This is a genomic window from Kitasatospora sp. NPDC088783 (assembly GCF_044750705.1).
Lineage (GTDB): Bacteria > Actinomycetota > Actinomycetes > Streptomycetales > Streptomycetaceae > Kitasatospora > Kitasatospora fiedleri.
In genome coordinates, this window is sequence record NZ_JBIVKJ010000003.1 from 755,725 (window position 1) to 779,771 (window position 24,047).

The window sequence follows — 24,047 nt, forward strand, 5'->3', positions numbered from 1 at the left end:
CTGGCGATCCTATCCACGGAGGTATGTGTGTCCTGTTTGATCGTCCAGAGCGACAAGACGCTGCTGTTGGAGGTCGACCACTCGCAGGCGGCGGAGTGCCGGCGGGTGATCGCGCCGTTCGCCGAGCTGGAGCGGGCGCCGGAGCACGTGCACACGTACCGGGTGACGCCGCTGGGGCTGTGGAACGCGCGGGCGGCGGGGCACGACGCGGAGCAGGTGGTGGACGCGCTGGTGAAGTACTCGCGCTACCCGGTGCCGCACGCCCTGCTGGTGGACGTCGCGGACACCATGGCGCGCTACGGGCGGCTGCAGTTGCAGAAGCACCCGGTGCACGGGCTGGTGCTGACCACCACCGACCGGCCGGTGCTGGAGGAGGTGCTGCGCTCGAAGAAGATCGCCCAGCTGGTGGGGGCCCGGGTCGACCCGGACACCGTGCTGGTGCACCCCTCGGAGCGCGGGCAGGTCAAGCAGGTGCTGCTGAAGCTGGGCTGGCCGGCCGAGGACCACGCCGGGTACGTGGACGGCGAGGCGCACCCGATCGAGCTGCGGGAGGACGGCTGGCAGCTGCGCCCGTACCAGCGGCACGCGGTGGACGGGTTCTGGCACGGCGGCTCCGGCGTGGTCGTGCTGCCGTGCGGCGCGGGCAAGACGCTGGTGGGCGCGGCGGCGATGGCGGAGGCCAAGTCGACCACGCTGATCCTGGTGACCAACACCGTCTCGGCCCGGCAGTGGAAGCACGAGCTGGTGAAGCGGACCTCGCTGACCGAGGACGAGATCGGCGAGTACAGCGGCACCCGCAAGGAGATCCGCCCGGTCACCATCGCCACCTACCAGGTGATGACGACCAAGCGGAAGGGCGTGTACGCGCACCTGGAGCTGTTCGACGCCCGCAACTGGGGCCTGGTGGTGTACGACGAGGTGCACCTGCTGCCCGCGCCGGTGTTCAAGTTCACCGCCGACCTGCAGGCCCGCCGCCGGCTCGGCCTGACCGCGACGCTGGTGCGCGAGGACGGCCGGGAGGGCGACGTGTTCTCGCTGATCGGCCCCAAGCGGTTCGACGCCCCGTGGAAGGAGATCGAGGCGCAGGGCTACATCGCGCCCGCCGACTGCTGCGAGGTGCGGGTGACGCTGACCGACTCCGAGCGCCTGGCCTACGCGACGGCCGAGCCGGAGGAGAAGTACCGGTTCTGCTCGACCACGGCGACCAAGCGCCGGGTGGTGGAGCGGCTGGTGAAGAAGCACGAGGGCGACCAGACCCTGGTGATCGGCCAGTACATCGACCAGCTGGACGAGCTGGGCGAGGCGCTGGACGCCCCGGTGATCAAGGGCGAGACCTCGAACGCCCAGCGGGAGAAGCTGTTCGAGGCGTTCCGGTCGAAGGAGATCGGCGTGCTGGTGGTCTCGAAGGTCGCGAACTTCTCGATCGACCTGCCGGAGGCCACCGTCGCGATCCAGGTGTCGGGGACGTTCGGCTCCCGCCAGGAGGAGGCCCAGCGGCTGGGCCGGGTGCTGCGCCCGAAGGCGGACGGGCACGCGGCGCACTTCTACTCGGTGGTCGCCCGGGACACCGTCGACCAGGACTTCGCGGCGCACCGCCAGCGCTTCCTGGCCGAGCAGGGCTACGCGTACCGGATCGTCGACGCGGACGACCTGTAGCCGCCGGCCCGCGGCCGGCCTGCCCGCCGGCCCGCGGTCAGAGCCTGACGCCGTCGCGCCCGAGGAAGAGCACGCGCGCGGCGGTGTCGAGCACGATGCCGACGTTGCGGACGGCGTTGGCCACCGGGTGGCGGCGGCGCTCCGCGGCGGGGTGGGCGCCGTGGACGCCGTTGAGCTGGGGGTTCACTCGTTCGGTCCTCATGTCTCCACGGTAGGTTCACGAACGGGGCCGGCGCATCGGCCCAAAGGCCCGAGCCCGCGGTGGCGCGTCTCGTCCCCGGGGTGTACGTCCCCCTACCCCGGTACCGGGGACTCCCCCGGGGGACGGGCCCGGAAAAGGATTCGCACCCGGTGGGCACCGGGTCTAGGATCGTCCGTCTGCCCCTCCCGAACCGTGGTGCCAGCGCCTCCGGCAGCCGTGGGAGTGCCGGCCGCTCGGGAACCGGCCGGTGTCCTTTCACCGTGAGCCCAGACGAGTCCGCCGCCCCCCTTCTGCCGGGCGGCCGGGAAGGTCCGCCGTGCACTCCCCCACCCCCACCGACACGCTCGCCGCCGACACCGATCCGCTCGGCCGCGAACGCTCCCACCTGGCCGCCTCCCGGGCCGCGCTGAAGGCGATGCGCGAGGACGTCGAGGCGCTCGACCTGCGCGACGTGGCGGGCACCTGGGTCTCCGCCCAGGTGCTGCAGCGGCAGGTCGACGAGCGGATCAAGGCGCTGGCCGACCTCGCGCACACCCCGCTGTTCTTCGGCCGCCTCGACTACCTGCACGCGATCAGCGCGTCCGAGTCCGAGGGCGGCGGCGGCGAGCGCTTCTACATCGGCCGCCGGCACGTGCACGACGCCGACGGCGACCCGATGGTGATCGACTGGCGCGCCCCGGTCTCCCAGCCGTTCTACCGGGCCAGCCGCACCGAGCCGATGGACGTCGCCAAGCGCCGCCGGTTCGGCTACACCGGCGGCGAACTGACCGCCTACGAGGACGAGAACCTCTCCGACCCGGACGAGGCCGACACCCGCTCCGCGCTGCTCGCCGCCGAGATCGAGAAGCCCCGCGTCGGCCCGATGCGCGACATCGTCGCCACCATCCAGCCCGAGCAGGACGAGATCGTCCGCGCCGACGTCACCGGCACCATCTGCGTCCAGGGCGCCCCCGGCACCGGGAAGACCGCCGTCGGCCTGCACCGCGTCGCCTACCTGCTGTACGCGCACCGCGAGCGCCTGGCCCGCACCGGCACCCTGGTGGTCGGCCCGAACCGCTCCTTCCTCCGGTACATCGAGCAGGTGCTGCCCGCCCTCGGCGAGCTGGACGTCGCCCAGGCCACCGTGCAGGAGCTGGTCGGCCACGTCGAGGTCCGCGGCGCCGACAGCGCCGGCACCGCCCGGATCAAGGGCGACGCCCGGATGGCCCGCGTCCTGCGCAACGCGGTGCGGGCCGGCATCACGCTGCCCACCGAACCTTGCGTGGTCGTCCGCGGCTCCCGCCGCTGGCGGGTTCCCGCATACGAACTGGAGGAGATCGTCCGGGAGTTGATGGCCCGGGAGATCCGCTACGGGGCCGCTCTGGAGGCGCTGCCGCAGCGGATCGCGCACGCCGTGCTGGTGAAGATGGAGCAGGGCGGCGAGGCCCCGGACGACCGGGTGCAGGACGCCGTCGCCCGCAACGCGGCGGTCAAGGCCACCGTCAAGGCGTGCTGGCCCGCCGTCGACCCGGTCAAGCTGGTGCACCGGCTGCTCGGCGACGCCGACTTCCTGGCCGCCGCGGCGGACGGCGTGCTGGACGCCGATGAGCAGGCCGCCCTGCTCTGGGCCAAGCCCCCGCGCTCCGCCCGCACCGCGCCCTGGTCCGCCGCCGACGCCGTGCTGATCGACGAGGCCGCCGACCTGGTGCACCGCACCCCCTCGCTCGGCCACGTGGTCGTCGACGAGGCCCAGGACCTCTCCCCCATGCAGTACCGGGCGGTCGGCCGCCGCTGCACCACCGGCTCGGCGACCGTCCTCGGCGACCTCGCCCAGGGCACCACCCCGTGGGCCACCGGCAGTTGGCCGGAGGCCCTGCACCACCTCGGCAAGGACGGCGCGCACGTCGAGGAGCTGACCCAGGGCTTCCGCGTCCCCGGCGAGGTGATCGCCTACGCCTCCCGGCTGCTCCCCGCGATCGCCCCCGGCCTGGCCCCCGCCACCTCGGTCCGCGACCTGCCCGGCTCGCTCGCCCTCCGGCACGTCCCGGACGGGTCGGAGGGGCTGGACGGGCTGGACGCGGCCGTCCTGGCCGCCTGCCGCGCGGCGCTCGGCCACGAGGGCTCGGTCGGCCTGATCGCCGCGGACGCCCGCGTCCCGGCGCTCGCCGCGGCGCTCACCGCCGCGGGGCTGCCCTTCCTCGACCCCGGCACCGAGACCACCGCCGAGGCCCGCCTCACCCTCGTCCCGGCCTCGCTCGCCAAGGGCCTCGAGTACGACCACGTGGTCCTCGACGAACCCGCCGCGATCGTCGCGGGCGAGCCCGACCACCGCACCGGCCTGCGCCGCCTCTACGTCTCGCTGACCCGCGCGGTCTCCGGCCTGACGGTGCTGCACGCACAGCCGCTGCCGGCCGAACTGGCCTAGCGGTCAGGGGCGCGGTTACCCCGCGCCCCTACCGGCTCAGGTGCCGATGAGCTCGCGCCACTGCGCGACCTTCGCCGGGTCGACCGCGCCCGCCCAGCCGCCCTCGCGGGCCGCGCCGCCGATGTGGAAGGCGTCGAAGCCCGCGGCGCGCAGCTCGGGGACGTGCTCGGCGCGCAGGCCGCCGCCGACCAGGATCCGCTGGCGGTAGCCGGGCTCGCCGGACTTGGCGAGTTCGCCGAGCAGGACCTCGCGGCCGGCGTCGACGCCGCCGGCCGCGCCGGAGGTGAGGAAGGTGTCGAGGCCGGGGAGGTCGGCGACGGCGGCGCGGACCTCGGAGCGGTCGGCGCTGTGGTCGATCGCCCGGTGGAAGGTCCAGCGGCAGCCGGAGACGGCCTCGGCGACGGCCCGGGTCGCGGTGAGGTCGACCGCGCCGTCGGGGGTGAGGAAGCCGAGCACGAACTCCTCGGCGCCCTCGGCCCGCAGCGCGGCGGTGCGGGCGAGCAGGTCGTCGAGGTCGCCGGGGGTGAAGCCGTCGCGGATGCGGAGCATGACCCGCAGCGGGAGGTCGACGGCGGCGCGGATCGCGGCGAAGTCCCTGGTGGTGGGGGTGAGCCCGTCGGCGGCCATGTCGGTGACCAGTTCGAGGCGGTCGGCGCCGCCCGACTCGGCGGCCCGGGCGTCCTGGGGGGTCAGCGCGATGACTTCGAACATTGGTCTAGACATATCGGATAGCCTGCCACATCGGCAGGCGGCGGGCGAGCCCCCGCCGCCGTTCGGCCCCGCTTCTCCCGCCGATCGCGTTCCGGCCGCGCCCCGTTGGCGCACCGTTCGTCCCGCTAGGAGAGTTCCGCCCGGCCGCCGGGACCGTGCAGGCCGTCCAGGCCGTCCAAGCCGTCCAAGCCGTCCGGACCGTTCCGTTCCTCCCGGGCCTCCCGGCCGGCCGACAGCGCCTGTCCGGTGAGCAGCAGCCCGAGCGCGCCGGCCGCCGCCAGCGGTGCCAGCCGCCACATTCCGCCGACCTGCTCCCAGAGGCTGAACAGGCTGAACCAGGCGGTCAGCGGCAGGACGGCCAGGCCGATCGCCGCGGGCAGCAGCCGCTCGCGGGCGGCGCACAGGATCAGCAGCAGCGGGGCGAGCAGGAGCAGCAGCGGCATCCACCCGTCCATCAGGTGCCAGGTGTCGTAGCCGCCCTGAGCCCTCGTCACCAGCAGCCCGGCGCCCGCCCCGGCCGCGACCAGCAGGCGGCTGGGCCGTTCCAGCAGGTCGGCGGGGGCGGCGAGGAGCAGCGCGCCCGCGGCGAGGTAGGGCAGCAGGGCGGTGGCGTCCAGGAGCAGCACCCAGGTGGTGGGGGCGGTGAACGCCGCGACCGCGAGCCGGACGGCGGCGAGCAGGGCGACGGTCGCGGCCAGCGTCCGGACCGCCCGCCAGGCGCCGAACGCCGCGGCGGCGGCCAGCAGTACGGGGACGACGGCCAGGCCCAACAGGGCGAGGTTGTCGGGCAGTTGCCGCCAGGGGGCGTCGAACCCGGCCCGGGCGGCGGCCGGCACCCGCCAGAAGCGCACGTCGCCGGGGAGCGCGAGGAGCCCGAACAGGGTGCCGGCCAGCAGCGGCGCGGCGGCGGCCAGCAGCCGGCCGCCGCGCGCGGTGGAGGTGAGGCCGGTGCGCAGCCGCAGGCCGTAGGCGGCGAGGTCGAACGCCTCGCGGGCGGTGGCCAGCCGCCCGGCCCCGGCGGTGGTGTCGGCGAACACCTCGGCGAGTTCGGCGCCCCGGTCGCGGCGGTAGCGGGCGGGGTACAGCGCGAGGACGGTGCGCAGGGCGACACCGGCCCGGTGCCCGCCGGGGACGACGGCGCTCACGCGGTGGCCCCCCGGGGTGCGGCGGTGCCGCCGAGGCGGCGCTGGGCCTCGGCGGCGACGGAGCGCAGGCGCTCGGCCTCGGCGGCGAGCAGGTCGCGCCCGCCGTCGGTGAGCGCGTACGTGCGGCGGGCCCGGCCGTCGACGATCTCCTCGGCGGCGACCGCGATCAGGCCCTGCTGGAGCAGCCGGTCGAGCGCGCCGTACAGGGTGCCGGTGCGCATCCGCACCCGCCCCCCGGAGATCGCGTCGATCTCCTGGATCAGCGCGTACCCGTGCCGGGGGGCGTCCGCGAGGGCGGTGAGCAGCAGCAGGGTGGGTTCCTGCATGGCGCGTTCAGTCATACGACTACATATATCGCCAACCGTACTATCCACGCCACCCGCGCCCGGCGCCCCGATTCACCCGCGCCCGGAGCCCCGCCTCACCCCCGCCACCCGGTGAGGTCGTCCCGGCGCAGCGCGCCGAGCAGCCCGGCCAGCAGCGGCAGGCCCAGGGCGAGCAGCGCGACGGTCGTCCACGGCACGTCGGCCAGGCTCACCGCCGGACCGCCCGGCACCCCGGCGGCCCGGGAGCGCAGCAGGGCGAACGCCGGGACGAAGCCGCTGACGGTGCCGAGCAGCGCGCCGAGCAGGGCGATCAGCCCGGCCTGCAGCCCGGCGACGGTGCGCCGGGTGCGCGGGCGGGCGCCGATCGCGGAGAGCAGCGCGCGCTCGCGGCGGGCGTCGGCGGCGGCCAGCGCGGTGGAGACCACGGCCGCGCCGAGCACCACCAGGGCGGCGAAGCCGGTGAGCGCGAGCCGCACCGTGCTGTCCTGCGGCACGAAGCCGCGCTCCACCCCGAACTCCGCGTGCGGGGCGAGCCGGGCCACGGTGGCGGCGGCGCGCTGCTCGGCCCGCTCGCCGACCGGCGCGGACGGCAGCCAGACCGCCCCGGCGGGCTCGACGGTCAGGCCCAGCCGGCGGATCGTGTCGGGGGCGACCAGCACCGGCGTGTAGCGCTGCGCGGCCGGACGCTCGACCAGCACCGCGTCGAGCCGCACCTCGGTGACCTGCTGCCCGTTGCCCTGCATCCGCAGCACGACCCGGCCGTCGTGCAGGTAGGACGGGTCGGTGACCACGGCCTTCCCGCCGAGCAGCGCGTCCTGCGCGCGTTGGTCGCGCAGCGCCAGCAGGTTGTGCAGCGCCGCGGTGTCGCCGACCACCAGCGGGCGGCCGATGTCGCCCGCGTCGTAGCGCGAGGGCCCGCCCGCGGCGTACACCAGGCCCTTGCAGCCCTCGCAGAACACGTACTGCGCCTGGTAGAGGTCGGCGCGCTCGCCGAGGTCCGGCAGGTCCTGCGGCAGGGCGGCCCGCAGTGGGGACATCGCCTGCTCGTCGCCGTGCAGGACGAGCCGGACGGCGCCGACCGGCTGCTCCAGCCGGTAGGCGGCCCGGTCCTGGACCTCCGCGCCGGTCGTGTGCACGCCGACCGCGACCGCCCCGGCGACGGCGGCGAGCACGGCGGCCACCGCGGGCGCGGTGCGGGAGCGGTGCCGGGCGGCGTCGCGCAGCGCCAGCCGGGGGCCGACCGGCAGTCGGCGGGAGAGCCGGCCGAGCAGCGCGAGCAGCAGCGGGGTGAACAGCAGCAGGCCGAGTTCGGCGAGCACCGCGCCGCCCAGCACGGACAGCGTGCGCACGCTCAGCCCGGCCAGCACCGGCGGTCCGGCGACCTGCCCGGCCACCGCCCCGTACAGCGCCAGCGCGGCGCCCAGCAGGACGGCGGCCAGGCCCAGCAGCGGCGTCCGGCGGGAGGCCCGGCGCACCGGGTCGCGGTCGGTCAGCCCGACCAGCACCTCGCAGCGGCCGGCCTGGAGCGCGGGCAGCAGGGCCGCCAGCACGGCGGTGAGGACGCCGACGGCGGCGATCGGCAGCAGTTCGGCCGGACGCAGCGCCAGTTGTCCGAACCGGCTGCCGCCCCACTCCTCCAGCCGGGGGCGCAGCACGGCCACCAGGAGCGCGCCGAGCACGCCGCCGGCCGCCGCGCCGACCGCGCCGAGCACCAGGCCGCCGCCGAGCACCACGGCCCGCACGTGGCCGGGGCGGCCGCCGGCCGCGCCCAGCAGGGCGAGTTGGCGGCGGGCCCGGCGGGCGCCGACGGCGAACGCCGGTCCGGCCAGCAGGGCGACCTCCAGCAGCGCCATCGCGGCGGTGGTGGCGGCGGTCATCAGGGTGCGTTCGCGTTCGTCCCGGGCGCCGACGGCCTCCTGCCGCGCCAACGCCTCGGCGGGCGGGTGGGCGGCGACCTGGCGGCTGGTCAGGGTGTAGCCGTACCGGTTGAGTTCGCGCACCTGCTCCCAGCCGAGCGCGGCCCCGGCGGGCAGGGTGACCAGCCAGGCGGCCTTGCGGGCGGCGGCCTGCTCGGCGGACGGGGTCTGCGGGGCGAGCCCGGCGGCCACCTGCGCCTCGTCCAGCTGCCGGTACAACTCGCCGGGGCGGGCGACCAGTTCGGAGGCGTTCAGGTCGCCGGGGTGCTCGACGGTGCCGGTCAGGGTGAACGGGGTGGACTCCAGGCCGCGGACGGTGACGGTGTCGCCGATCCGCAGGCCGGTGGTCTCCAGGAAGGCCCGGGTGGCGGCGGCCTCGTGCGGGGCGGCGGGGGCCCGGCCGGAGACCAGGTCGATCCGGCCCTGCCAGAGCCGTCCGGTCAGGTCGGCCTCGAAGGTGTCGACGGGGGCCAGGCCGTCCCGGCTCCGCACGGCGGCGACCGGGCCGGTGCGGGCCGGGGTCAGGGTGCTGCCGGGCGGCAGCAACTCGCTCAGCAGGGCGGCCGGTTCGGTGCTCGCGGCGCGCTGCTGCTCGGCTCCGGGCGGGGCGTCCGGGCGCTGCGGCAGGGTGCGGACCCCGTCGCCGGGGAAGACCGCCTGCTCGATCGTCCGGCCCGGGTCGTACGCGCCGACCAGGGCGTCGGCCCGGCCCATCAGCCGGTCGGAGCGCTCGGCGGCGGTCAGCTGCCCGCTGCGGTGCACCACGTCCACGCCGGTCGCGCCGAGCACCGGCAGCGCGATCATCGCGGCGACCAGGGCGCTGCGGCCCTTGGCCCGCCAGGCGTCGCGGCGGGCCATCCGCAGCACCGCGCGCAGGGCGCTCACCGGCGCACCGCCTCTTCGGCGACCCGGCCGTCGCGCAGGAAGACCACCCGGTCCGCCCAGGCGGCGTGGCTCGCGTCGTGGGTGACCATCATGACGGCCGCCCCGGCGTCGCAGCGGGTCCGCAGCACCTCCAGCACCGCCTCGCCGGTCGCCGAGTCCAGCGCGCCGGTCGGCTCGTCGGCCAGCACCAGCCGCCGGTCGCCGGAGAGCGCCCGGCCGATCGCGACCCGCTGCTGCTGGCCGCCGGACATGTCCTCCGGGAAGCGGTCGGCCAGTTCGGCGACGCCCAGTTCGGCGAGCACCTCCAGCGCCTCGGCGCGGGCGGTGCGGGCCGGGACGCCCTCCAGCTCGCGCGGCAGCGCGATGTTCTCGGCCGCCGTCAGGGACGGGATCAGGTTGTACGACTGGAACACGTAGCCCACCGAGCGGCGGCGCACGTCGGCCAGCTTCGCCCGGCTCAGCCCCGCCAGCGGGGCGCCCTCCACCAGCACCCGGCCGCTGGACGGCCGGTCCAGCCCGCCGGCCAGCGCCAGCAGGGTGGACTTGCCCGAGCCGGACGGGCCCATCACGGCCAGGAACTCCCCGGCCCGCACCTCCAGGTCGATCGGGTGCAGCGCGTGCACCTCGGCCGCGCCCCGGCCGTGCACCCGGCCGACCCCCTCCAGGCGCAGCACGGCCTGCGCGTTCGATCCGGTCATGGCTCCCCCTCGGAACAGCGGAACGTCTTGCATACCGAGTATGTATAGCGGCCGGACGGCGATGACTCAAGCCTGCGTCATAAGTCGGTGAACTACATATAAGCTGGGTCACATCCGCCCACCGCGACCGGGACGGCCCCGACCGGGGGAGCACAATGGCCGCCATGACCGCACCGCTGTCCGCGCGCTGGCACGACCTGCTCACCCGCTGCGGAGCCACCGCCGACCCCGAGCCCTACGCCCGCGACCTGCTCGCCCGCTGGGCCGAGCCGCAGCGCCGCTACCACACCACCACCCACCTGCAAGCCGTCCTCGACCGCGTCGACGAACTCGCCGCCCACGCCGACGACCCCGACGCCGTCCGCCTCGCCGCCTGGTTCCACGACGCCGTCTACCGCCCCGACCGCTCCGAGAACGAGGAACGCAGCGCCGCCCTCGCCTGCCGCGCCCTGCGCGAGGCCGGCCTGCCCGAACCCCTGGTCCACGAGGTCGACCGCCTGGTCCGGCTCACCGCCGACCACCACCCCGCCCCCGGCGACCGCAACGGCGAAGTCCTCTGCGACGCCGACCTCGCCGTCCTCGGCGGCCCGCCCGAGGCGTACGCCGCCTACGCCGCCGCCGTCCGCGACGAGTACTCCTTCGTCCCCCCGGACGCCTTCCGCGCGGGCCGCGCCGCGATCCTGCGCCAGCTCCTCGCGCTCCCCGCCCTCTACCGCACCCCCGAGGCCCGCGCCCGCTACGACGCCCCGGCCCGCCGCAACCTGCACGCGGAACTCGCCGACCTCGAACGCTGACCCGCCCCGCACCGGTGCGGCACCGGACGCTAGCCGCGCGCCCTCCGCACCCGCAGCCCCGCCGCCGTCAGCCGGGCCACCAGCTCCCGGCTCCGCACCGGCGCCCGCTCGTACCAGGCCGCCGGGGTGTCGAAGGGGGTCCCCCCGATCGGAGGCCGGGGGAGGTCGCGGTCGAAGCCCTCCGCGGGGGCGCCCGACTCGGCCGCGAAGGCGTGCGGTTCCACCAACGGGACGTCACCGGCCAGGTGCGGCCACCGCCTGCCGCGGCCGGGCCGCTCCGGCGGGTCGACCAGGATCACACCAGCCCCCCGACCGGGGCCACCACCACGCCGCGCTTGCCGCACACCCAGTGCGGGTCCGGCCCCAGCTCGGGCTCGACCCCGAGCGCGTGCGGGTCGTCCTCCTCCACCGCGCACGCGGTGCACAGCGGCCACCGTCCGTACGACTCCAACAGCGCGTCCTGCACGTCCTGCGCGATCAGCCCGAGCACGAACTCCCGCCCGTCCGGCCACTGTTCGAGCCACCAGCGGCGGTGCGTCACGGCGTCCTCCACCAACGAGACGATCGCCGCGTCGGCGACGTCCCGGGCGGTGAGGTCGGCGAGGATCAGCGCCCGCGCGTTGTGCAGGGCGGTTTCGAGGTCGGGACTACTGGCCATCCGCCCATTGTCCCGCACCCGGCTACGGCACCGGGAAGCCCGCCGTGTCCAGCTCGATCCCGAACGGCTCGGGCAACTCGACCGGCTTGCCGAACGGCACCCGCACGCTCTGCCCGTACGCGCCGTCGGAGGGCTCGGAGTAGAGCGTCACCGTCGGCCCCGGCTGGTCGAAGCGGTCGATCAGCAGGTAGAGCGGGACGGGCGCGTGCGCGTAGCCCCAGAGCTTCTTCGTCCGGTCCTGCCGGGCCGTGCTGCGCGAGGTGATCTCGACGGCCAGCAGGACGTCCGACGCGTCGATCGGCACGTTGTCCTCCCCGGCGAGGAGCGTCTCGTCCACCACGACCAGGTCGGGGATGTACAGCTTCTCCAGCCTGGCGATCTGCGTTCCGAGCGTCTGGTAGACGCCGACCTCGTCGGACAGGTGCCGCACGAGGGCCCGGTGGATCTTCTCGGCGATGCGGTTGTGCTGATTGTCCGGCGGTGGCACCAACTGGATCCGGCCTCCCTCGATCTCGGTGCGCCAGCCCTCGGGGGCGTCCAGCTCCCGCCAGGTGTCCAGCAGGTAGGACCACTGCTGGTCCGACTCGACCGCCATGACCGCCATCGTCGGCCTCCCCTCTTCCTCATGACGCTGTTCGCCCTCAAGGTAGTCGGGCCCGAAGCCGCCGAAACCGTCCATGGCCCCAGCGTCCCACGAAGGGGTGACCCCGGCGAGAACGCCGTGAGGGCGGCCTCCCGAAGGAGGCCGCCCTCACGGCGTGAGACTGACCGATCCGGGCCGGTGGGAACCGGCGGGCGGATCAGAAGTCCATGTCACCGCCCGGCATGCCGCCGCCGGCGGCCGCAGCGGCCTTCTCCGGCTTGTCGGCGATGACGGCCTCGGTGGTGAGGAAGAGCGCCGCGATGGAGGCGGCGTTCTGCAGGGCGGAGCGGGTGACCTTGGCGGGGTCGATGATGCCGGAGGCGATCAGGTCGACGTACTCGTTGGTCGCGGCGTTCAGGCCGTGGCCGGCGGGCAGGTTGCGGACCTTCTCGACCACGACGCCGCCCTCGAGGCCGGCGTTGGTCGCGATCTGCTTGATCGGGGCCTCCAGGGCCACGCGGACGATGTTGGCACCGGTGGCCTCGTCGCCCTCCAGCTCCAGCTTCTCGAACGCGACACCGGCCTGGAGCAGGGCGACGCCACCACCGGCGACGATGCCCTCCTCGACGGCGGCCTTGGCGTTGCGCACCGCGTCCTCGATGCGGTGCTTGCGCTCCTTGAGCTCGACCTCGGTCGCGGCGCCGGCCTTGATGACGGCCACGCCGCCCGCGAGCTTCGCCAGGCGCTCCTGGAGCTTCTCGCGGTCGTAGTCCGAGTCGGAGTTCTCGATCTCGGCGCGGATCTGGTTGACCCGGCCGGCGACCTGGTCGCTGTCGCCGCCGCCGTCGACGATGGTGGTCTCGTCCTTGGTGATGACGACCTTGCGGGCGGTGCCCAGCAGGTCCAGGCCGGCGTTCTCGAGCTTGAGGCCGACCTCCTCGGAGATCACGGTGCCGCCGGTCAGGATGGCGATGTCGCCGAGCATGGCCTTGCGGCGGTCGCCGAAGCCCGGGGCCTTGACGGCGACGGACTTGAAGGTGCCGCGGATCTTGTTCACGACCAGGGTGGAGAGGGCCTCGCCCTCGACGTCCTCGGCGATGATGACGAGCGGCTTGCCGCTCTGCATGACCTTCTCCAGCAGCGGGAGGAGGTCCTTGACCGAGGAGATCTTGGAGTTGGCGATGAGGATGTACGGGTCCTCGAAGCTCGCCTCCATGCGCTCCAGGTCGGTGGCGAAGTAGGCGGAGATGTAGCCCTTGTCGAAGCGCATGCCCTCGGTGAGCTCGAGCTCCAGGCCGAAGGTGTTGCTCTCCTCGACGGTGATGACGCCTTCCTTGCCGACCTTGTCCATGGCCTCGGCGATGAGCTCGCCGATCTGGGTGTCGGCGGCCGAGATGGAGGCGGTGGAGGCGATCTGCTCCTTGGTCTCCACGTCCTTGGCCTGGGCCAGCAGCTGGTCGGAGACGGCGGCGACGGCCTTCTCGATGCCGCGCTTGAGGGCCATCGGGTTGGCGCCGGCGGCGACGTTGCGCAGACCCTCGCGGACGAGCGCCTGGGCCAGCACGGTGGCGGTGGTGGTGCCGTCACCCGCGACGTCGTCGGTCTTCTTGGCGACCTCCTTGACCAGCTCGGCGCCGATCTTCTCGTACGGGTCCTCGAGCTCGATCTCCTTGGCGATGGAGACACCGTCGTTGGTGATCGTGGGGGCGCCCCACTTCTTCTCCAGGACGACGTTGCGACCCTTGGGGCCGAGCGTGACCTTCACGGCGTCGGCAAGCTGGTTCATGCCACGCTCAAGGCCGCGGCGGGCTTCCTCGTCAAAGGCGATGATCTTGGCCATCAGAAGTGGTCCTCCGGGACACGGTCGACTGCTCGGACCAAGGGGTGCCCGCGACGGACGGCCCAGGAGAGCGGGGGTCCCTTCCCCTACCGCTTCCGGGGCCTCACCGGCCCGGTCCGTTTGTCACTCTCACGCTGTGAGTGCTAACGCCAATGATTAGCACTCTGGGGTGGCGAGTGCAAGCCCATTCGGCCCCCGCCGACCGCCCCGCCGGGAAACCCGCTGGTGGCCCGGGCGGCCCCGGAAAGCCCGCGGGCCCGCCCCGGACGCGTCGCGTCGGGGGCGGGCCCGCGGTTTCGGTGCGTGCGGGTCTGCCGGGGCCGTCAGGCGCCGGCGGCGCGGACCATGTCGGCCTGCGGACCCTTCTGACCCTGCGAGATCTCGAACTCGACCCGCTGGCCCTCTTCCAGGGTGCGGTAGCCGTCCATCTGGATCGCGCTGTAGTGGACGAACACGTCCGCTCCACCGTCGACCGCGATGAAGCCGTAGCCCTTCTCGGCGTTGAACCACTTGACGGTGCCCTGAGCCATTCCGAACTCCCCTTGTGCTGTGCTGGGCCCTTCAGAGATCCGCAGGACGCGGACCCGGAGGTCTGGAAGACCGGCCTGGGGACTCCCCCCCGTACGGCGCAGCCTCTGTCGCGGCTGAATGTATCCGGATATGCGCCCTCTGCAACAGGCCCAATTTCCGGGGAAACCCGCCACCCGGCGGGGGATGTCCCGGGCGAAAGGCGCATCCGCCGACAATTGCGGCGGGACATAACGGACGCGTCACCGCAAAACGCCGGAACAATTCTGACGGCGGCCTGACAGAAGGCGGGGAAAGCCGCCCGGCGCACGTCTCGGGGCGCGGGACGGGAGGCGGCCCGGCCGGGCGGGGCGCGGTGCGGTAATCGAGGATTGAACCGGGCCGGGGAGGGGAACGGCCCTGCCCGGCACTCTACTCCCCGGGCCCCGGCGGAATTCCGGCGGCCCGCCGGACGGGAGAACCGCAGGTGCGCGGCCCATTGGCCGCGGTACGCACGGAGCCGCCGCCCGGTCCGGGTAATTGAATTCCGGACCGGGCGGCGGCTGCGGGAATGCGGGCCGGGTCAGCAGCCGCCGGCCACCGCCGGAATGATCGACACCGAGGCGCCGTCCTTGATCTCGGTCTCCAGGCCCTCGGCGAAGCGCACGTCGTCGTCGTTCACGTACACGTTGACGAAGCGGCGCAGCTTGCCGCCGTCGTCCAGCAGCCGGGCGGCGATGCCGGCGTGGTTCGCCTCCAGGTCCGCGATGACGGCGGCCAGGGTGGCGCCCTCGGCGGTCACCTCGGCGGCGCCGCCGGTGTAGGTGCGCAGGATGGTCGGGATGCGGACGGTGGCGCTCATGCGGTGCTCCTCGGGGCGTGGGGTGTCCTACGGCTGGGGGTCAGGCGGTGGCGAGGCCGGCGGCGCGGAAGGACTCCAGCGTCGGGCGGATCACGGCGGTCATGCCGGCGTCGGCGACCGCGTCGAGGGTCTTGAGGCCGTCGCCGGTGTTGATCGCGACGGTCTCCTTGGACGGGTCGAGCAGGCCGTTCTCGACCAGCTTCTTCAGCACGCCGACGGTGACGCCGCCCGCGGTCTCGGCGAAGATCCCCTCGGTGCGGGCGAGCAGCTTGATCGCCTCGACCACCTCGGCGTCGGTGACGTCCTCGACCGCGCCGCCGGTGCGGCGGGCGATGTCCAGCACGTACGGGCCGTCGGCCGGGTTGCCGATCGCCAGCGACTTGGCGATGGTGTCCGGCTTGACCGGCTTGATCACGTCGCGGCCGGCCTTGAAGGCCGCGGAGACCGGGGAGCACCCCTCGGCCTGGGCGCCGAAGATCTTGTAGGGCTTGTCCTCGACCAGGCCGAGCTTGATCAGCTCCTGCAGGCCCTTGTCGATCTTGGTGAGCTGGGAGCCGGAGGCGATCGGGATGACGATCTGGTCGGGCAGCCGCCAGCCGAGCTGCTCGCAGATCTCGAACGCCAGGGTCTTGGAGCCCTCGCCGTAGTACGGGCGCAGGTTGACGTTCACGAAGCCCCAGCCCTCGCCGGCCGGGTCGCCGATCAGCTCGGAGCAGAAACGGTTCACGTCGTCGTAGTTGCCGTCGATGCCGACCAGCTCGCCGCCGTACACCCCGGCCATCACGACCTTGCCCTGCTCCAGGTCGTGCGGGATGAACACGCAGGACTTGAAGCCGGCCCGGGCGGCGGCGGCGCCCACCGCGCCGGCCAGGTTGCCGGTGGAGGAGCAGGAGAGCGTGGTGAACTCGAAGGCCCGGGCGGCCTCGATCGCGCAGGCCACCACCCGGTCCTTGAAGGAGTGGGTCGGGTTGCCCGAGTCGTCCTTGACGTGCAGCTGCGCGGTGAAGCCCAGCTCGCGGCCCAGGTTGTCGGCCTTGACCAGCGGGGTCCAGCCCGGGTTCAGGTTCGGCTTGCCGGCCACGTCGGCCGGGACGGGCAGCAGCGGGGCGTAGCGCCAGATCGACGCCGGGCCGGCCTCGATCCGCTTGCGCAGCTCCTCGGCGTCGTAGCCCGTGTAGTCGTAGGCGATCTCCAGCGGGCCGAAACACTCGGGACAGGCGAAGTCCGGGCCGAGCGGGGAGCGCGCACCGCACTCGCGACAGGACAGCGCGGTCGCCGGACCGAGGTCGACGGTGGTGGGTGCGGCGGTGTCAACAGCCATGGTGGCGAGGCCCTTTCTCCTCATCTTCCCCGGATCGCGGTCGCGTCCGGGACGGAATTGGCACCTGTCCCGCCGGGCCTGCAGGCCGCGCGGGAGGGTTGCCGGGACTTCAACGGGCCGTTCCCTCAGTCCCTCTGGATGAGCTCTGTGAAGTTGTGGTCGTACGCTGCGAGCGACCCCCGGGTGCGAAGGCGCGATCGCGATACCAAGACTGTATCCGAAGGCCCGCTCGGACCGACCCCCGCGTCCGACACCCGAGACGAACCGAGACGAACCGAGACAGGGAGCGAGACGTGCCGGAGCAGCCCGAGCCCGGGGTACTGCCGGAGGTGGCCGACTGGCTGCGCCGCCGTTCGTGGACGGCCGCCGACCGGCCGCTCGACCTGCTGCTGGCCGCCAAGCGCGCCGCCGGGGCGGCCGGCACGGTGAGCGTGGTGCTGCCCGCGCTGGACGAGGAGTCCACCGTCGGCGAGATCGTCGCCGCGATCCGGGCCGAGCTGGTCGAGCGCGTCCCCCTGGTGGACGAGCTGGTGGTGGTCGACTCCGGCTCGCGGGACGGCACCGCCGCCGCCGCGGCCGCGGCCGGCGCCCGGGTGGTGCACCGCGACGCGCTGCTGCCCCGGCTGCCCGCCGAGCCCGGCAAGGGCGAGGTGCTGTGGCGCTCGCTGCTCGCCACCAGCGGCGCGATCGTCTGCTTCGTCGACGCCGACCTGCGCGAGTTCGACCCGGCGTTCGTCTCCGGCATCATCGGCCCGCTGCTCACCGACCCCGGCCTGCACCTGGTCAAGGCCATGTACGACCGGCCGTTCGAGGCCGACGGCGCCGTCGTCCCGGCCGGCGGCGGCCGGGTCACCGAACTGGTCGCCCGCCCGCTGCTCAGCCTGCACTGGCCGCAGCTCGCGGGCTTCGTCCAGCCGCTCGGCGGCGAGTACGCGGCCCGCCGCGGCCTGCTGGAGCGGCTGCCCTTCCCGACCGGCTACGGCGTCGAGCTCGGCCTGCTGGTGGACGCCCTGGAGCTGGCCGGGCTGGACGCGCTGGCCCAGGTCGACGTGGGCGTGCGGCACCACCGGCACCAGGACGGCCAGGCCCTCGGCCGGATGGCCGCCACCATCTACCGCACCGCCCTGGAGCGGCTGGACCGCGCCCACCGCCTCAAGGCCGACCCCGACCTGGTCCGCCCGCTGCTCACCCAGTACACCCGCACCCCGGCCGGCTTCACCCCCCGCACCCACCCTGTCCCGGCCACCGAACGCCCCCCGATGGCCACCGTCCCCGAGTACCGCGACCGCTGACCGCCCGGCCCCGGGCGGCGCGGTCCGGCGGCCCCGCCCCCACTGTTCACCTGCCGCGGACCGCGCCGAGTGGTTTGGTCCGGTGATCGCACGGCAAGGTTGGCTGTATGGCCGATCACGTGTCCGAACGCTCCCAGCAGTCCGGAGCCGCCCCGATCCTGGTGGCCTCCAACCGCGGCCCGGTGTCCTTCCGCACGGAGGACGACGGCGCGCTGACCCTCCGCAGAGGCGGCGGCGGCCTGGTCTCCGGGCTCTCCGCCATCGACGACCCGAACGCGGTCTGGGTCTGCGCCGCGCTCTCCGACGCCGACCGCACCGCCGCCCGGCAGGCCCCCGACGGGCGCCTCGACCGGGCCGGCCACGACGTCGGCGGACAGGCCGTCCGGATGCTGGACATCGATCCGGAGACCTTCGCCCGCGCCTACAACGGCGTCGCCAACTCGACCCTCTGGTTCGTCCACCACCTGCTCTACCAGACGCCCGTGCAGCCCGCCTTCGACGCCGACTTCCGCACCGAGTGGGACGCCTACCGGGCGTACAACACCGCCTTCGCCGAGGCGCTCGCCGCCGAGGCCGCCCCCGGCGCGGCCGTCCTGGTGCAGGACTACCACCTCTCGCTGGCCCCCGCGCTGCTCCGGGAACTCCGCCCCGACCTGCGGATCGGTCACTTCTCGCACACCCCCTGGGCCCCGCCGGACTACTACCGGCTGCTGCCCGACGACGTCGCCGCCGCCGTCCTGGAGGGCATCCTCGGCGCCGACCGGGCCGCCTTCCTCACCCGCCGCTGGGCGCTCGCCTTCGCCGACTGCTGCGAGGCCCTGCTCGGCGCGCGCGTCGACCGCGAGGCACTCACCGTCACGCACGGCGGCCGCACCACCCGGCTGGGCGTGCACGGCCTCGGGGCCGATGGCGAGTTCCTGCGCGAACGCGCCCACCGGCCCGACGTCGACGAGCGCCTCGCCGCCCTGCGCGCGGCCGTCGGCGACCGGCGCACCATCGTCCGGGTCGACCGCACCGAGCTCAGCAAGAACATCGTCCGCGGCCTGCTCGCCTACCGGCACCTGCTGCGCACCCGCCCCGAGTGGCTGGGCAACGTCGTCCACATCGCCTTCGCCTACCCCTCGCGCACCGACCTCGCCGAGTACCGCGACTACACCGCCGCCGTGCGGCGCGTCGCCGAGGAGGTCAACGCCGAGTTCGGCACCGGCGACTGGCAGCCGGTCCTGCTGCACGTCGACGACGACTTCCCGCGCTCGCTGGCCGCCTACCGGCTCGCCGACGTCGCCCTGGTCAACCCGATCCGCGACGGCATGAACCTGGTCGCCAAGGAGGTCCCGGTCGTCTCGGACCGGGGCTGCGCCCTCGTGCTGTCCCGCGAGGCCGGCGCCCACGCGGAGCTCGCCGAGGACGCGATCACGGTCAACCCGTTCGACGTGGTCGCCACCGCCGACGCCCTCGCCGAGGCGCTCGCCATGCCCGCCGCCGAACGCGCCGACCGCACCGAGCGCCTGGCCGCCGCAGCCACCGCCCTGCCGCCCCAGCAGTGGTTCCTGGACCAGCTCAAGGCGCTCTGAACGCACGACCTGAACCGCACGGCGTACGCGGAACCGCGGGCGCGCGGGAGGACCGCCGCGCCCCCGCCGGTGCGCGCCCCGCTACCGCAGCAGCTCGGTGAGCCCGTTCAGCAGGTCGACGATCCCGGCCGGCCCCGCCACCACCAGGTCGGCGCGCTCGGCGAGTTCGGCGACCGGCGGTTCGCCGGTGACGGGCCCGCTGCACACCAGCAGGCCGGGGTGGCCGGCCGCGCGGCGGGCGGCGACCTCCGCGTAGGCGGCGAGGTCGCCGAGGTCGTCGCCGGCGAAGAGGACCGGGCCCGCGTCCCGCTCGGCCAGGAAGCCGCGCAGGGCGACCCCCTTGTCGATCCCCGGCGGGCGCAGTTCGACGACCATCCGGCCGGGCTCGACGACCAGCCCGTGCCGCCGCGCCAGCTCGCCGAGCGGGCCGCGCAGCCGCTCCAGCAGCGCGTCCGGCTCGGGGGCGCGCCGGGTGTGGACGGCCAGCGCGCGCTCCTTGTCCTCCACGAAGGTGCCCTCGGGCGCGCCCAGCTCCCGCAGCAGCGAGGGGAGTTCGTCCCGGACGGCGGCCACCCCGGGCGGGGGCGGGGCGGCGGTGACGGCGTCGGTGCGGGCGTCCCAGCGTTCGGCGCCGTAGTGGCCGAGGACGGTGAGCTGCTCCAGTCCGGGGGCGGCGGCGAAGCCGCCGTAGGCGGCGGCGGTCGCGGCCGGGCGCCCGGTGACCACGACGACCGCGCCGATCAGCGGGGCGAGCGCGGAGAGGGCGGGCACGACGCCCGGATGGGCGCGGGCCCGCTCGGGGTCGGCGACGATCGGGGCGAGCGTGCCGTCGAAGTCGAGCCCCACCACGGCGGACTTCGGGTCGGCGAGCAGGCCCGCCAGTCCGGTCCGCCCTGCCTCGGTCGTGATCTGTTCGGCGATTCCCATGCCCCGACGCTACCCGCCGGCGGGGGTCGGCAGCCCTCCCGCGGGCTCACTGCCGGGCGTCGCGCCGCGCCTGCCGGACCCGGCGCAGCCGGTTGACCAGGACCGGGTCGTGGGCGAGCGCCTCGGTCCGGTCGAGCAGGGCGTTGAGCAGCTGGTAGTAGCGGGTGGCGGAGATGCCGAGCTCCTGCCGGATCGCCTGCTCCTTGGCGCCGGCGGTCCGCCACCCGCGGGCTTCCAGGGCGAGCACCGCCCGGTCGCGTTCGGTCAGTTCGGCCATGCGTCCAGGCTATGCCCCGGGACCGTCAGCCCTGGCGGGCCTTGGCCGCCTCCGCGACGGCGGTGGTCTGGAGCTCGCCGAGCACCTGCTCGCCGCCGGACTTCACGGCCTTGCCCATCTGCTGCTTGATCATGCTGCTGACCTTGTCCCAGGACGGGTCGCCGTAGGGGTAGAAGCTGGCGGTGGGCAGGTTCTGCAGGAACTGCGCGAGGTCCTGGTGGGCGGGGTTGGCGGACATGTCGTCGAGGGTGTCCTGGGTGACCGGGAGCAGGTTGTACTCCTCGTCGAAGGCCAGGGTGTTCTGCTTGGAGAGGGTGAAGTTCAGGAACTTCTTGATCTCCGCCCGGTGCCCGTTGGCCTTGAAGGCCATCAGCCAGTCGGCCACGCCGAAGGCGACCTCCTTGACCTCCTTGCTCCGGCGCGGGACCGCGGCGGTGCCGTACTGGACGCCGGCGTCGGTCGCGGCCTTGATCAGCCCGGGGTGGCCGTTGAGCATGGCGACCTCGCCCTTGGCGAAGGCGGCGAAGGCGTCCTTCCGGTTGACCTGGCCGGGGTCGTCGTAGGTCAGGCCCCGGTCGACCAGGTTGGTGCGCAGCCACTTGAAGGTGTCGCGGTTCTGCTGGCTGTCGATGGTGTAGTTGCCGACGCTGTCGGAGAGTTCGCCGCCGCCGCTCATCGTCCAGATCATCGACTCGGCCTGGGCCTCCTCGGGTCCGAGCGGCAGCGCGTAGGGGGTGACGCCCGGGACCTTGCTCTTGATCAGGTCGGCGTCCTTGCGCAGGTCGTCCCAGGTGACGGGCGGGGCGGTGATGCCGGCCTTCTCGAAGATGGTCTTGTTGTAGACGAACACCCGGCTGGAGGAGATGAACGGGATGCCGTACTGGCTGCCGAGCACCTGGCCGGCCTTGCTGAACGAGCTCAGCAGGTTGGCCTGGGCCTCCATGGAGAGCACGTCGCCGACGGGGTAGAGCCGGTCGGCGGCGACCTGGTCGGCGAAGCCGCCGGTCTGCACGATGTCGGGGGTCCTCCCCTTGGCGATCAGGTCGGCGACGTGCTTGTCGATGTCGTCCCAGGAGACCACGTCGACGTGCACCTTGACGCCGGAGTTGGCGGCCTCGAAGTCCCGGGCCACCTTGTTCCAGTAGACGCTGCTGCTGTTGGAGGCGTCGGTGCCGTAGTCGGCCGCGACCAGGTCGAGCGTCACGTCGCCCCCGCCGGACAGGACGCCGCAGCCGGCCAGCAGCAGGCATCCGACGAGGGGCAGGGGGAGCAGCGCTGATCGCTTCACGGGGGTACCGCCTTCAGGAGGGTGACAGCGGCGACCCTGGCAGCTACCGCGCGCAGTGGTCCAGACCTGTAGGGACGGAAGTTATCGAAGTGTCAGATCCCGTTGCGCCCCGCGCAACGCCGGTGCCCCCACCGTCCGGTATCCGGACGGCGGGGCCGCCGACGTGCGCGGGCCGCCCGGGCGTTCAGGCCGTCAGGACGGCGATCCCGGCGTCGGCGAAGGCGTCCGCCAGCTCCTGCGGCACCTGGCTGTCGGTGACCAGGGTGTCGACCGCCTCCAGCCCGCAGATCCGGGCGAAGGCGCGGTGGCCCAGCTTGGAGGAGTCGGCGGCCACCACCACCCGCCGGGCCCGCTCGGCGAGCAGCCGGTTGACCGCCGCCTCGCCCTCGTGGTGGGCGGTCGCGCCGTGCTCGGTGTCGAGCCCGTCCACGCCCAGCACCGCGGTGTCCAGGGCGAGTTCGCCGAGCACCTGGGCCGCCAGCGGGCCGATCAGCTCGTACGACTGGGGGCGGGCGACGCCGCCGGTGACCACGATCTTCACCTGCGGACGGACCGTCAGCTCGTTGGCGATGTTGAGCGCGTTGGTGACCACGGTGAGGCTCTGGCCGCCCTCGGGGTGCTCGGCCAGGTCGGGCCGGACGGCCAGCGCCCGGGCCACCTCGGTGGTGGTGGTGCCGCCGTTGAGGCCGACCACCTCGCCGGGGGCGATCAGGCCGGCCACCAGGGAGCCGATCCGCTGCTTGGCGTCGGCGTTGCGGGCGGTCTTGTAGCGCAGCGGCAGGTCGTAGGAGACGCTGTGCGCCACCGCGCCGCCGCGGGTACGGGTGAGCATCTGCTGGCGGGCCAGCTGGTCGAGGTCGCGGCGGATGGTCGCGGCCGAGACGTCCAGCGCGTCGGCCGCCTCCTCGACGTCCAGCTTGCCGTGCTCGGCCAGCAACTCCAGTAGCGCGTTCCACCGTTCGTACCTCGACACCGTCCGCTCCTCCCGCACTCGCCCGCACGCTCCGCGCACGGTCGGGAAAGCTTTGCACACCTCGCCCCCCTCCCACTCATTGTAAAATCATGCTCGAAACGGCTATAAATCAATCAGCTTTGCGCACTCAATGCGCAGTCCAGCCGGCCGCCGAAGGAGTCCGCACCCATGTCGCAGTACCTGTCCCTGACCGACGAAGAGATCGCCACCCAGCCCGAGAACTGGCGCGCCGCCGCGGCGCTGGCGGCGAGCGGCCCGGCCGGCCTGCCGCGGCGCGGCGAGCGGGTGGCCGTGGTGGGCTGCGGCACCTCCTGGTTCATGGCCCAGGCGTACGCCGCCCTGCGCGAGGCCGGCGGCCACGGCGAGACCGACGCCTTCGCCGCCTCCGAGTTCCCGCACCGGCGCCGCTACGACCGGGTGCTGGCGATCACCCGCTCCGGCACCACCACCGAGGTGCTGCGGCTGCTGGCCGCCACCGGCCTGCCGAGCACCGCGATCACCGCCTGCGTGGACCAGCCGGTGGCGGCGACCGCCGACCACCTGGTCGACCTGGGCTTCGCCGACGAGCGCTCGGTGGTGCAGACCCGCTTCGCCACCACCGTGCTGGCCCTGCTCCGGGCCCACCTGGAGTGCGAGGACGCCCTCCCGGCCGGGGTCGCCCCGGTCGACCGGGCCGCCGCGGACGCCGAGCGGGCGGTGGCCTGGCAGGTGCCGCGGGAGCTGGTGGAGCTGGAGCAGGTCTCCTTCCTCGGCGCGGGCTGGACCAACGGCCTGGCCCAGGAGGCCGGGCTGAAGATGCGCGAGGCCGCGCTCGCCTGGACCGAGGCGTACCCGGCGATGGAGTACCGGCACGGCCCGATCTCGATCACCGCCCCGGGCCGGGCCGCCTGGATGTTCGGCGCGCTGCCCGCGGGCCTGGCGGACGAGGTCGGCGCGGTCGGCGGCCGGCTGGTGGCCGACTCCGGAGCGGACGGCCTGGACCCGCTGGCCGACCTGGTCCGGGTGCACCGGCTGGCCGTCGCGCTGGCCGGGCACCGCGGCCTGAACCCGGACGAGCCGCGCAACCTGACCCGCTCGATCGTGCTCGGCTGACCCCGGCCCGGCCCCGGCGCACCCCCGGCCCGGCCCCCGCCGACCGCACCGCGGGTCACGACCCCGACACGCAAACCCCCCAGGAGACGGCAAAGAGCGATAAACCTCACCTCTCA

Annotated in this window: 23 protein-coding genes and 1 riboswitch; of the genes, 6 read left to right on the plus strand and 17 right to left on the minus strand. The window is 74.4% G+C overall.

The window, feature by feature from the left end; translation table 11 throughout:
* Positions 1-27: 27 nt before the first annotated feature.
* Complete coding sequence (locus ACIP60_RS11930; RefSeq protein ID WP_400682490.1) at positions 28-1,656, plus strand: DNA repair helicase XPB; 1,629 nt, start codon at positions 28-30, stop codon at positions 1,654-1,656.
* Between the two features lie 37 nt (positions 1,657-1,693).
* On the opposite strand, the gene ACIP60_RS11935 is transcribed toward ACIP60_RS11930, so the two are convergent.
* Positions 1,694-1,858: a hypothetical protein gene (locus ACIP60_RS11935; RefSeq protein ID WP_158585433.1), complete on the minus strand. Its 165-nt coding sequence runs from the start codon at positions 1,856-1,858 to the stop codon at positions 1,694-1,696.
* 316 nt (positions 1,859-2,174) lie between these two features.
* Between ACIP60_RS11935 and ACIP60_RS11940 the strand changes: the two genes are divergently transcribed.
* Positions 2,175-4,262: a HelD family protein gene (locus tag ACIP60_RS11940; RefSeq protein WP_400682492.1), complete on the plus strand. Its 2,088-nt coding sequence runs from the start codon at positions 2,175-2,177 to the stop codon at positions 4,260-4,262.
* A gap of 36 nt (positions 4,263-4,298) precedes the next feature.
* Here the strand turns inward: ACIP60_RS11940 and ACIP60_RS11945 are convergent, their stop codons facing one another.
* The 5 genes from ACIP60_RS11945 to ACIP60_RS11965 form a co-directional block, all read right to left on the minus strand.
* Positions 4,299-4,985, minus strand: a complete 687-nt coding sequence (locus ACIP60_RS11945; RefSeq protein ID WP_400682494.1) for a copper homeostasis protein CutC — start codon at positions 4,983-4,985, stop codon at positions 4,299-4,301.
* Between the two features lie 113 nt (positions 4,986-5,098).
* Entirely contained in the window at positions 5,099-6,118 is a 1,020-nt protein-coding gene (locus ACIP60_RS11950) for a hypothetical protein (RefSeq protein ID WP_400682495.1), read from the minus strand.
* Complete coding sequence (locus ACIP60_RS11955; protein WP_400682496.1) at positions 6,115-6,459, minus strand: PadR family transcriptional regulator; 345 nt, start codon at positions 6,457-6,459, stop codon at positions 6,115-6,117. Before ACIP60_RS11955 ends, ACIP60_RS11950 begins: the two co-directional genes overlap by 4 nt.
* Before the next feature lie 80 nt (positions 6,460-6,539).
* On the minus strand, positions 6,540-9,245 hold the full coding sequence (locus ACIP60_RS11960) for an FtsX-like permease family protein (protein ID WP_400682497.1): 2,706 nt from the start codon (positions 9,243-9,245) through the stop codon (positions 6,540-6,542).
* Entirely contained in the window at positions 9,242-9,943 is a 702-nt protein-coding gene (locus ACIP60_RS11965) for an ABC transporter ATP-binding protein (protein WP_400682498.1), read from the minus strand. Before ACIP60_RS11965 ends, ACIP60_RS11960 begins: the two co-directional genes overlap by 4 nt.
* Positions 9,944-10,107: 164 nt before the next feature.
* On the opposite strand from ACIP60_RS11965, the gene ACIP60_RS11970 reads away from it, so the two are divergent.
* Positions 10,108-10,737 carry a hypothetical protein gene (locus ACIP60_RS11970; RefSeq protein ID WP_400682499.1) on the plus strand — a complete coding sequence of 210 codons (630 nt, stop codon included), beginning with the start codon at positions 10,108-10,110 and terminating at the stop codon, positions 10,735-10,737.
* Positions 10,738-10,766: 29 nt separating this feature from the next.
* Here the strand turns inward: ACIP60_RS11970 and ACIP60_RS11975 are convergent, their stop codons facing one another.
* The 7 genes from ACIP60_RS11975 to thrC form a co-directional block, all read right to left on the minus strand.
* Complete coding sequence (locus ACIP60_RS11975) at positions 10,767-11,036, minus strand: DUF4031 domain-containing protein (protein WP_400682500.1); 270 nt, start codon at positions 11,034-11,036, stop codon at positions 10,767-10,769.
* Positions 11,033-11,395: a hypothetical protein gene (locus ACIP60_RS11980; RefSeq protein ID WP_100836809.1), complete on the minus strand. Its 363-nt coding sequence runs from the start codon at positions 11,393-11,395 to the stop codon at positions 11,033-11,035. Before ACIP60_RS11980 ends, ACIP60_RS11975 begins: the two co-directional genes overlap by 4 nt.
* Positions 11,396-11,417: 22 nt before the next feature.
* Positions 11,418-11,999, minus strand: a complete 582-nt coding sequence (locus ACIP60_RS11985) for a Uma2 family endonuclease (RefSeq protein ID WP_400682501.1) — start codon at positions 11,997-11,999, stop codon at positions 11,418-11,420.
* Between the two features lie 196 nt (positions 12,000-12,195).
* Entirely contained in the window at positions 12,196-13,818 is a 1,623-nt protein-coding gene (gene groL, locus ACIP60_RS11990) for a chaperonin GroEL (RefSeq protein ID WP_100836811.1), read from the minus strand.
* A 323-nt stretch (positions 13,819-14,141) separates the two neighbouring features.
* Positions 14,142-14,348: a cold-shock protein gene (locus tag ACIP60_RS11995; RefSeq protein WP_014137493.1), complete on the minus strand. Its 207-nt coding sequence runs from the start codon at positions 14,346-14,348 to the stop codon at positions 14,142-14,144.
* Between the two features lie 560 nt (positions 14,349-14,908).
* Positions 14,909-15,187 (minus strand): MoaD/ThiS family protein, encoded by a 279-nt coding sequence (locus ACIP60_RS12000; RefSeq protein WP_111554793.1) that lies wholly within the window; start codon positions 15,185-15,187, stop codon positions 14,909-14,911.
* Positions 15,188-15,227: 40 nt separating this feature from the next.
* Entirely contained in the window at positions 15,228-16,508 is a 1,281-nt protein-coding gene (gene thrC, locus ACIP60_RS12005) for a threonine synthase (RefSeq protein WP_199846992.1), read from the minus strand.
* Between the two features lie 17 nt (positions 16,509-16,525).
* Positions 16,526-16,653, minus strand: a riboswitch (SAM riboswitch).
* A 148-nt stretch (positions 16,654-16,801) separates the two neighbouring features.
* Between thrC and ACIP60_RS12010 the strand changes: the two genes are divergently transcribed.
* Both ACIP60_RS12010 and ACIP60_RS12015 read left to right on the plus strand, forming a co-directional pair.
* A complete protein-coding gene (locus ACIP60_RS12010) occupies positions 16,802-17,800 on the plus strand; it encodes a glucosyl-3-phosphoglycerate synthase (protein ID WP_100836814.1) in 999 nt (332 codons plus the stop codon).
* A 107-nt stretch (positions 17,801-17,907) separates the two neighbouring features.
* Complete coding sequence (locus ACIP60_RS12015) at positions 17,908-19,374, plus strand: trehalose-6-phosphate synthase (protein ID WP_400682502.1); 1,467 nt, start codon at positions 17,908-17,910, stop codon at positions 19,372-19,374.
* A gap of 81 nt (positions 19,375-19,455) precedes the next feature.
* On the opposite strand, the gene otsB is transcribed toward ACIP60_RS12015, so the two are convergent.
* The 4 genes from otsB to ACIP60_RS12035 form a co-directional block, all read right to left on the minus strand.
* Positions 19,456-20,301 (minus strand): trehalose-phosphatase, encoded by an 846-nt coding sequence (gene otsB / locus ACIP60_RS12020; protein WP_400682503.1) that lies wholly within the window; start codon positions 20,299-20,301, stop codon positions 19,456-19,458.
* Positions 20,302-20,347: 46 nt separating this feature from the next.
* On the minus strand, positions 20,348-20,578 hold the full coding sequence (locus ACIP60_RS12025; RefSeq protein WP_400682505.1) for a DUF3263 domain-containing protein: 231 nt from the start codon (positions 20,576-20,578) through the stop codon (positions 20,348-20,350).
* A 25-nt stretch (positions 20,579-20,603) separates the two neighbouring features.
* A complete protein-coding gene (locus ACIP60_RS12030; RefSeq protein WP_400682507.1) occupies positions 20,604-21,866 on the minus strand; it encodes an extracellular solute-binding protein in 1,263 nt (420 codons plus the stop codon).
* Positions 21,867-22,050: 184 nt separating this feature from the next.
* A complete protein-coding gene (locus ACIP60_RS12035; RefSeq protein ID WP_400682508.1) occupies positions 22,051-22,839 on the minus strand; it encodes a DeoR/GlpR family DNA-binding transcription regulator in 789 nt (262 codons plus the stop codon).
* Between the two features lie 168 nt (positions 22,840-23,007).
* On the opposite strand from ACIP60_RS12035, the gene ACIP60_RS12040 reads away from it, so the two are divergent.
* A complete protein-coding gene (locus ACIP60_RS12040) occupies positions 23,008-23,931 on the plus strand; it encodes an SIS domain-containing protein (RefSeq protein WP_400682509.1) in 924 nt (307 codons plus the stop codon).
* Positions 23,932-24,047 lie beyond the last annotated feature (116 nt).

What these genes read in the sequence shown, in the direction of transcription:
- ACIP60_RS11935 (WP_158585433.1), bottom strand. Translation starts at nt 1,858, where the DNA reads ATGAGGACCGAACGAGTGAACCCCCAGCTCAACGGCGTCCACGGCGCC.
- ACIP60_RS11945 (WP_400682494.1), bottom strand. Translation starts at nt 4,985, where the DNA reads ATGTCTAGACCAATGTTCGAAGTCATCGCGCTGACCCCCCAGGACGCC.
- ACIP60_RS11955 (WP_400682496.1), bottom strand. Translation starts at nt 6,459, where the DNA reads ATGACTGAACGCGCCATGCAGGAACCCACCCTGCTGCTGCTCACCGCC.
- ACIP60_RS11965 (WP_400682498.1), bottom strand. Translation starts at nt 9,943, where the DNA reads ATGACCGGATCGAACGCGCAGGCCGTGCTGCGCCTGGAGGGGGTCGGC.
- ACIP60_RS11970 (WP_400682499.1), top strand. Translation starts at nt 10,108, where the DNA reads ATGACCGCACCGCTGTCCGCGCGCTGGCACGACCTGCTCACCCGCTGC.
- ACIP60_RS11980 (WP_100836809.1), bottom strand. Translation starts at nt 11,395, where the DNA reads ATGGCCAGTAGTCCCGACCTCGAAACCGCCCTGCACAACGCGCGGGCG.
- ACIP60_RS11985 (WP_400682501.1), bottom strand. Translation starts at nt 11,999, where the DNA reads ATGGCGGTCATGGCGGTCGAGTCGGACCAGCAGTGGTCCTACCTGCTG.
- groL (WP_100836811.1), bottom strand. Translation starts at nt 13,818, where the DNA reads ATGGCCAAGATCATCGCCTTTGACGAGGAAGCCCGCCGCGGCCTTGAG.
- ACIP60_RS11995 (WP_014137493.1), bottom strand. Translation starts at nt 14,348, where the DNA reads ATGGCTCAGGGCACCGTCAAGTGGTTCAACGCCGAGAAGGGCTACGGC.
- ACIP60_RS12000 (WP_111554793.1), bottom strand. Translation starts at nt 15,187, where the DNA reads ATGAGCGCCACCGTCCGCATCCCGACCATCCTGCGCACCTACACCGGC.
- thrC (WP_199846992.1), bottom strand. Translation starts at nt 16,508, where the DNA reads ATGGCTGTTGACACCGCCGCACCCACCACCGTCGACCTCGGTCCGGCG.
- ACIP60_RS12015 (WP_400682502.1), top strand. Translation starts at nt 17,908, where the DNA reads ATGGCCGATCACGTGTCCGAACGCTCCCAGCAGTCCGGAGCCGCCCCG.
- otsB (WP_400682503.1), bottom strand. Translation starts at nt 20,301, where the DNA reads ATGGGAATCGCCGAACAGATCACGACCGAGGCAGGGCGGACCGGACTG.
- ACIP60_RS12025 (WP_400682505.1), bottom strand. Translation starts at nt 20,578, where the DNA reads ATGGCCGAACTGACCGAACGCGACCGGGCGGTGCTCGCCCTGGAAGCC.
- ACIP60_RS12040 (WP_400682509.1), top strand. Translation starts at nt 23,008, where the DNA reads ATGTCGCAGTACCTGTCCCTGACCGACGAAGAGATCGCCACCCAGCCC.